Origin of the sequence: Clostridium sp. 1001270J_160509_D11 (assembly GCF_015667935.1) — a bacterium.
Lineage (GTDB): Bacteria > Bacillota > Clostridia > Peptostreptococcales > Peptostreptococcaceae > Intestinibacter.
The window spans coordinates 1-8,167 of the sequence record NZ_JADPET010000133.1; the positions used below are offsets into that span (position 1 = coordinate 1).

Here is an 8,167-nt window from a genome sequence, read left to right on the forward strand (position 1 = left end):
AACTATATCAAGTTATATTTTTTTAGTTATACTAATATACAGTCCTATGAAATTACAATTATATTAAGAAGTAAATCTCATTTCTATAATATTTATAATACTTCTCAAAAATAAATAACCTACAAAAGTACTTTACAAATCAATTTTTTTAGTATAGGTTATGTGTTCACAGAGGTTGTGAAAATTCTGAAACTTTATCAAGACTACAAATTTCTTCACAGTAAAATTTATATAATAAATATTCATATTAAAAATAAGGGGGTTTTAATAATGGATAATAAAAAAGGATTTGCAACTACATCAATTCATGCAGGGCATCACAAAAACGCTGCTGGTGCTTTATCATTGCCAATATATCAAACTTCAACATTTGTATTCGAAAGCGCTGAACAAGGCGGAAAAAGATTTGCAGGCGAAGAAGAAGGATACATATATTCCAGATTAGGAAATCCAACTAATACTTCTTTAGAAGAAAAAGTCGCTGCTTTAGAAGGTGGTGAAGCTTGTGCCTCTACTTCATCTGGTATGGGTGCTATTGCTGCTACATTATGGACAGCATTAAAAGCTGGTGACCATGTTCTTGCTTGTGATACGCTTTATGGCTGTACTCAATCATTGATGAGCAGTGGTTTAACAAAATTCGGTATCGAAGTAGATTTTGTTGATTTATCTGATTTAGATTTAGTTAAATCCAAAATAAAAGATAATACTAAAGTTGTTTATCTTGAAACACCTGCTAATCCAACTTTAAAAATCTGTGATATTGAAGGAATTTCAAAGATTGCACACAAAAAAGAAGGCACTATAGTTGTTGTAGACAATACTTTCTGTTCACCATATATCCAAAGACCACTTGAATTAGGTGCAGATGTTGTCGTTCACTCTGCTACTAAATATATAAATGGTCATGGTGATGTTATCGCCGGTTTAGTAGTTGGTAAAAAAGATTTTATAACTGCTGTTAAAATGGAGGGTATCAAAGATTTTACAGGTGCTGTACTAAGCCCTAATGATGCATTCTTAATAGCTAGAGGTCTTAAAACTCTTCCAATAAGAATGGAAAAACATTGTGAAAATGCAATGAAGGTAGCAGAATTTTTACAAAATCACCCTGCTATTGAATCTATACTTTATCCTGGATTAAAAGACTTTCCACAATATGATTTAGCTAAAAAGCAAATGTCTCTTCCAGGTGCTATGCTTTCATTTGAAGTTAAAGGTGGAATCGAAGCTGGTGCAAAATTGATGAATACTATAAAACTTTGTACACTAGCTGTTAGCCTTGGTGATGCAGAAACATTAATAGAACATCCAGCATCTATGACTCATTCTCCTTGTACTCCAGAAGAAAGAGCTGCTGCAAATATTACAGATGGTCTAGTAAGACTTTCTGTCGGTCTTGAAGATGCCGATGATATAATCGCTGATTTAAAACAGGCATTAGATAAATTAGTATAAAAAATTCGCTTCGCTCATGGCGCCAACGACTTCGTCCGTTGCTTAAAAATCACTTCGCTCATGGCGCCAACAAATCGGAGATTCCGTTGCTTAAAATTCACTTCGTTCATGGCGCCAACGAATCAAAGATTCCGTTGCTTAAAAGTTAATAGGTTGGAAATTATACATTATCCAAAAACCAGATAATATATAATTTCCTTAGAATTAAAAAACCATGAGTTATCTAAACCCATGGTTTTTTATTATCTTAAAAAGAAATAATAACCTAAAAGTATTATACCAAGTATAATTCTATACCATCCAAATACTTTGAAGTCGTGTTTCTTTATGTATCCAACAAGGAATTTGATTGCTAGTATTGATACAATAAATGCTACTATACTTCCTACAGATAGTATTAACATTTCAAATCCTGTAAATACAAATCCGAATTTAACTAATTTAAGTAAACTAGCCCCAAACATAACAGGTATTGCTAAGAAGAATGTAAACTCTGCTGCTACTTCTCTTGATACACCTATTAATAAAGCTCCTAATATTGTTGCTCCTGAACGTGAAGTCCCTGGGAAAACTGCAGCTATAACTTGGAATAAACCAATTATTATAGCCATTTTGAATGTTAATTGATCCATATCTGTTGCCACAGGTATTTTCCCTTTGTTGTAGTTTTCAACAACTATAAAGAATATACCAAATAAAATTAACATTATCGCTACTGTTTGGAAGTTATAGAATAACTCATTAACCTTATCATCAAACAATAGGCCTATAACTGCAGCTGGTAAACATGCAATTATTACTTTAATCCACATTATGATTATACTCTTTTGTACAAATGGTTTCTTTTTAAATGAAAAAGGAAAAATCTTTTTCCAATATAAAACTACTACCGCCATGATTGCACCTAATTGTATAACTACAAAAAACATTTCTTTAAACGCTGGAGACATATTTAGTTGTAAAAATTCATCAACTAATATCATATGTCCTGTACTACTTACTGGAAGCCATTCTGTAATCCCTTCAATTATCCCTAAGATAATGGCTTTCATTATTTCGATAAATTCCATAATTCACCTCTCGTTATTCTTTATTTATTTTTCAATTTTTACATTAAAATATCCTGCTAGAAACAGGATATTTCACTTTCTTATTAAAAGTAATCTTTTTAACATCTATAGTATAACATTAAAATATATAATTTTTATTACAAATAATTAAATTTTTGATTAACTTTAGTCTATGAATGTTACTACATCTTCTAACGGAAGTCTTGGTGGTTGTGGTGCACTCATATCTTCTGGAACACAAACTGGTATTAATGCCATTAATTCTCCTTTTGTCTCATCATGGCCCATAACTTCATATATTTTATCTCTAGAATGTATAGGTCCTGTCATATAACAAGCTCCATATCCCATATTTGCAGCTGCTAATAATAAATTTTCTACTGCTGCTCCTATAGTTTGTATCTCAGCTTGACTAGAAGCTACCATATCATATAATTCTTTACATTCTGGTTTATCTTTTAATATTTTATATTCTACTGTTTTATATGGTTTTGCATAAACTAAGATAAGAACTGGTGCATTTTTAAATACTGTGTAGTATTTTAAAAACTTGCTCATATTAGTTTGATCTTTTTCATTATCTGCTAAATTGGCAATTTCCATGTGTCTATCGCCAACAACTTTTGCTATTTCGTCTATTTTCTCTTTATTTGTTATAACATCGAAATGCCAGTTTTGTTGGTGTTTTGCTGATGGTGCATAAGTTGCAGCCTTTAACATTTCGATTAAGTCTTCTTTTGGAATTTCTTGGTCAGTAAATTTTCTGATACTTTTTCTCTTATATATAAACTCTAAGTTTGTCATTTCCATATCTCCTCATATTCCAATTTTAAATAATAACAAAATCTATTTTATACCAATTATAAATTTTTTACTATAATCTTTTAAAATTTTCCTATGTATATATAAAAAATACAAATAATACTTTTTTTATTAAAGTTCAAATCTAGTTATATTTCCCTTTTCATCCTGTAATGATAAAACCTCTAACCCCGGATAACTTCTAAATAACCATTTTATTTCTGACATCGCTCTACTCACCTGTTGTTTATTCATCTTCTTGATAAACATACTGTATGTTATTTCTTCAAATTCTTTACTAGTCATATAATTTCTTATAAATGTATAAGCAATTGTATTTGGAATATTACTTACATTTCCCTTCCCTCGATTGTATTTTTGTGTATACATTTTCATAAAAATCCCTCCCAATTTATATTAAATTAATTTATGCCTTATATATATTTATTTTTACTATTTTTGTTTTATGAGCATAAATTTAGGCAAAAAAAATTCACTGCGTTCATAGTGCCAACAACTTCTTCCGTTGCGTAAGTTAATAAGTTAGAAATTAAAAAAAGCCTGTATAAAAAATTTATACAGGCTTTATAATTTATCTATTAAGTTTATTAAGATACTCTTTTAGATTGATCTAAATCATTATCATCTAATTTATATTTTTTCCATGCTTTAAATGTAAATATCATAAGTGTAGTTACATTTATTCCGCAAAGCACAAACATAAGTAAGTCTACTGCTTCAAACACTACATTTGCACCGAATACCGCTAATGTACCTGCTGTAAATACTAATACTAAATATATTGCTATATTTGTGTTTATATGGTTAGACTTAAATAATTTTGTCATATAGTAGTATGAACCTAATATTGTAGTTAATGCAGATAAAACAGTAAATAATGAGAATACTATTAATCCGAAAACTCCCGTTACATCTTGTGCAGTTTCAAATAATTGAGTTAATCTTGTTATTGTATCTGCTGGGAAGTGAATTATTCCATTACGTACACCATATGATGCTATATAAGAAGTAACTACTATAGATACAAATACTGTTACTATTGTAGGTATTAATGCTATCATAGCTGCTTCTCTAGGCTCAGAATCAGATTCTTGTGCAGCCATAGCTAATGCACCTAAACCAGTTTCAGCAGTTTGGATTATCTTTTGCATACCTAATATAAATCCAAGTGGAACACCAAGCATTGCATTAACAGGGTTCATCATACCTTGAATCATTCCATGTAGGTAAGTTGGTATGTATGATGCTGTTTTAATTACAAATATTGTAAAGAATATAAAGTATGCTGCTACTGCTGTTCCTATCATGTATGTCATTGCATCCATAAACACTTCATGTCTTTTAGATAGTACTAATAATGCTACTATGATTATTACTGGTACAACGATAAATAAATATCTTTGCATGAAAGTAGTTTCTATTCCCATGAATTTAGATGCAACTATAGCACTAACTGAATCTATACCACTAAATTGGAAACCACCAAATCCAAATACAGATAATGCTACGAAACATACTGCATATACCATCCCTAATTTTGGACTTATTAAGTATGATATATATTCTTTTGGTGTTTTCCCCATTATTTTTGAGTTTAATGTTTCTGAATAAGAAACTGGAACCATTATTAAAGCTCCTATTAATGCCCATATTGCTAGTGCCTCTATGTTATGTTGTCCTGCTGCATATAATTTTGATAATGCACCCATAACACCTACAACGGCACCAGTACCTATCATAGCACCAAGAGATATCGCCGCTGGTCCTATAGCATTTTTAAGTTTTAATGTAGATGGTTTTGTTGCTTGTTTCTGTACTATGAAGATAGTTCTTATTGAAGTTATTGCACCTACTACCAGTATAAATGGTAAAAATATAGGCCATATTGTATCAGAAACAACAGTTATAATATGTTCTAATTGTGATAAAAAATTAGCCATTTAATTATGTCTTCGCTACGTATAAATAGTAGCTCTCCTTTCCTTTTTATTTTCCTTATTATGGATATAATACTTAATCTTTACTTGTCGACAATAATTTACTAGATACGACATGAAGTCATTTTAACATATTATTTATTTAAATTTCAATGAAATTGTGTAACCTTGTTAAATCCATTATTTCACATATGTTTATTGTTTCTTGGAAACGTTATTTTTATACATTTATACTGATGAAATCTGCCCTATTTTGATGTTTATATTGTCTTATTGTATATTTTTTCTACTTTTGCCCCTTGAAATTTCATGCGAATGTGTTATGCTAAAAACAACCATTTCTAAATTTATTTTAAATTTAGTTTAATTAGCAATTTTATTTTGTTTTTTTTTATGTCTATATTGCTTATTATTCGGTAATAATAAATAAACAATACTTATAATAAAAAGGAGAAATAATAATGGAAAATACAAATACTAAAAAACCATTTTTTTATGGTTGGGTTATAGTTGCGGCGTGTATGTTAATTCAAGCTGTTCCTTATGGTGTAGCAACGAACGTACAACCCCAATTCATCAACTTTGTAACTAATGGAGAAGGATTTACACTAACTCAATTCTCTTTATTATTTACAATCGGTACAATAGTATCAGCACTTGCTTCACCTTATATAGGTAAAGTTTTATCTGATCCTAAAACAAATATAAAATTAGTTTATATCATAGGTTCTATATTATGTGGTGGCGGATTTGCGCTTTTCTCATTTGCTGGTGGTAACTTATGGGCTTATTACGCTATATCAGCTTTAGTTCAAGTTGGTACTTCTATCGTATCTGCTATAGGTGTTCCATTACTTTTAAACTCATGGTTTAAAGAAAATAAAGGTTTAGCAATGGGTCTAGCATTCTGTGGTAGTGGTATAGGTAATATATTCTTACAACAAGTTGCTGCTAGATTACTTAGTAATCCAAACTATGGTTATGCAAAAGCATACTTTATATTTGGTATATTCTCTCTTGTAGTATCACTTTTAATTTCTATATTTATGGTTAGATTACCAAAAGGTCCATCAGAATTAGCTGCTAATGTACCTAGAAATAAAGCACAACAAGGAGAAAATACAAAAACTACTTTAACTAAATGGGGATATACTCTTAAAGAAGTAACAAAAATGAAATTATTCTGGGTATTAGCAGTTGGATTTATATTTGTAGGTTTCTATGTAAGTGGTATGTCAGTACAATACACATCTTATTTATATAAATTAGGATTTAGTGCTACTTATGTTGCTAATATTGGCTCAATATTCGCCTTCTTCTCTATACTAGGGAACTTATGTGGTGGTTTATTCTTTGATAAATTAGGTATCAAAAAGACACTTTTATTATCAAGTGTTATGGTTGTTCTTTGCGGAATATCTTTAGTATTTATACCTGGTATACCTGCTTTAGGATACTTATTTGCAATACTTTTAGGAATAACTATATTTGCATATATAATTGGACCATCTTACTTAACAGGTGCTCTTTTTGGTGATAGAGAATTTGGTACTATATTAGGTATAGTTCAAGTATTCTTCGCTATAGGTTATGCACTTGGTACAGTTCTTTTCGGAATAAGTGTTGACACATTTGGTTATTTAACTTCTTGGATAATTACAACAGGTTATGTTGTTATAGCATATGCTTGTTTATTAATTGCCTCAGTTGGTATATTAAAATACAACAAAGAAAACAATGTTGTTGAAACTAAAAAAATAGTTTAAGCTTTATAGACAAAAATAAAAAACTCTACAAATATTAAAAAATATTTGTAGAGTTTTTTATTTTACACTTTTTTACATTTCTTGACTTTATTCCATTTATTTCCTTTTTAGAAAATGCTATACTTATACTATTGACTGACCTGTCAGTTTTAGAAATTTTAAAGTGAGGTGAAATTTTTGTTACCAAAATTCAGTGTAAAAAAACCACTAACAGTATTGGTATGCATGGTCCTTATACTTGTTCTAGGTGTTGTTTCCTTTACAAAAATGACGACTGATTTATTGCCAAATATGAATCTTCCTTATGTAATCGCGTATACAACATACCCTGGAGCAAGTCCAGAGAAGGTTGAAAGTACTGTTACAAATCCACTAGAAGAAGTATTCTCTACCGTAAGTGGTGTAGAAAATATTACTTCTATATCAAATGAAAATGTAAGTATGGTTATACTTGAATTTTCTCAGGATACTAATATGGATTCTGCAATGATAGATCTTAATGGTCAAGTTGATTTAGTCAAAGGTAACTTTGATGATTCTGTTGGGTCTACTACTCTTATGAAACTAAATCCTGATATGATGCCAGTAATGATGGTAAGTGTAGATGTCGATGGAATGTCTAATGAGGAAATTTCTAGATATGTTAATAATGAGGTTATTCCTAAATTAGAACGTGTTGATGGCGTGGCATCAGTAACTGCAAGTGGCCTTGTGGAAAGACAGTTACAAGTCACTTTAGACCCTGATAAAATTGATTCTGTTAATCAAGAAATTCAAGAAAGTGTAAATAAGAAATTTGATGATCAAATTGATGAGATAGATAAATCTATCTCTAGCTTAGACGAAAGTCAACAACAATCTGAATCTCAAATACAACAAAAACTTTCTGAATTAGATAGTACCAGTACTCAAATAGACAATTCTATAAAAGAAATCGAAAACTCTATATCAAGCAATACTGGTTCTACTAGTGATTTACAAGCTCAACTTCAAAAGTTACAATCTCAAAAAACAGAGCTTGAAAGTTCTCGTTCATCATTAAATGATGAATTATCAAAAACAGCTTCACAAGTAAGTGAACAAAAAGCTACACTTGAGTCTTCTAAAGAAGAAA

Annotated in this window: 7 protein-coding genes; 3 read left to right on the top strand and 4 right to left on the bottom strand. The window is 30.0% G+C overall.

All coding sequences use genetic code 11. The features are described 5' to 3' along the window. Window positions 1-270 precede the first annotated feature (270 nt). Window positions 271-1,458, top strand: coding sequence for a methionine gamma-lyase (gene megL / locus I4U58_RS11140; protein ID WP_195931421.1), 1,188 nt, complete (start codon window positions 271-273; stop codon window positions 1,456-1,458). A gap of 242 nt (window positions 1,459-1,700) precedes the next feature. Here the strand turns inward: megL and I4U58_RS11145 are convergent, their stop codons facing one another. The 4 genes from I4U58_RS11145 to I4U58_RS11160 all read right to left on the bottom strand — a co-directional run bounded on the left by I4U58_RS11145 (window position 1,701) and on the right by I4U58_RS11160 (window position 5,290). After that, window positions 1,701-2,528 carry an undecaprenyl-diphosphate phosphatase gene (locus I4U58_RS11145; protein ID WP_195931422.1) on the bottom strand — a complete coding sequence of 276 codons (828 nt, stop codon included), beginning with the start codon at window positions 2,526-2,528 and terminating at the stop codon, window positions 1,701-1,703. Between the two features lie 165 nt (window positions 2,529-2,693). Beyond that, on the bottom strand, window positions 2,694-3,332 hold the full coding sequence (locus I4U58_RS11150; RefSeq protein WP_195931423.1) for a nitroreductase family protein: 639 nt from the start codon (window positions 3,330-3,332) through the stop codon (window positions 2,694-2,696). A 129-nt stretch (window positions 3,333-3,461) separates the two neighbouring features. Further along, window positions 3,462-3,725 carry a hypothetical protein gene (locus tag I4U58_RS11155; protein ID WP_195931424.1) on the bottom strand — a complete coding sequence of 88 codons (264 nt, stop codon included), beginning with the start codon at window positions 3,723-3,725 and terminating at the stop codon, window positions 3,462-3,464. Window positions 3,726-3,937: 212 nt separating this feature from the next. Then, window positions 3,938-5,290 (bottom strand): alanine:cation symporter family protein, encoded by a 1,353-nt coding sequence (locus I4U58_RS11160; protein ID WP_195931425.1) that lies wholly within the window; start codon window positions 5,288-5,290, stop codon window positions 3,938-3,940. 458 nt (window positions 5,291-5,748) lie between these two features. Here I4U58_RS11160 and I4U58_RS11165 point away from each other — a divergent pair, with 458 nt between their 5' ends. Both I4U58_RS11165 and I4U58_RS11170 read left to right on the top strand, forming a co-directional pair. Then, entirely contained in the window at window positions 5,749-7,053 is a 1,305-nt protein-coding gene (locus tag I4U58_RS11165; protein ID WP_195931426.1) for a conjugated bile salt MFS transporter, read from the top strand. 177 nt (window positions 7,054-7,230) lie between these two features. Further along, window positions 7,231-8,167: efflux RND transporter permease subunit (locus tag I4U58_RS11170; protein WP_243269617.1), on the top strand; the 937-nt coding region annotated here is incomplete at its 3' end.

Excerpts from the sequence above, each read along its gene's own strand:
- megL (WP_195931421.1), top strand. The coding sequence starts at position 271 with ATGGATAATAAAAAAGGATTTGCAACTACATCAATTCATGCAGGGCAT.
- I4U58_RS11145 (WP_195931422.1), bottom strand. The coding sequence starts at position 2,528 with ATGGAATTTATCGAAATAATGAAAGCCATTATCTTAGGGATAATTGAA.
- I4U58_RS11150 (WP_195931423.1), bottom strand. The coding sequence starts at position 3,332 with ATGACAAACTTAGAGTTTATATATAAGAGAAAAAGTATCAGAAAATTT.
- I4U58_RS11155 (WP_195931424.1), bottom strand. The coding sequence starts at position 3,725 with ATGAAAATGTATACACAAAAATACAATCGAGGGAAGGGAAATGTAAGT.
- I4U58_RS11160 (WP_195931425.1), bottom strand. The coding sequence starts at position 5,290 with ATGGCTAATTTTTTATCACAATTAGAACATATTATAACTGTTGTTTCT.
- I4U58_RS11165 (WP_195931426.1), top strand. The coding sequence starts at position 5,749 with ATGGAAAATACAAATACTAAAAAACCATTTTTTTATGGTTGGGTTATA.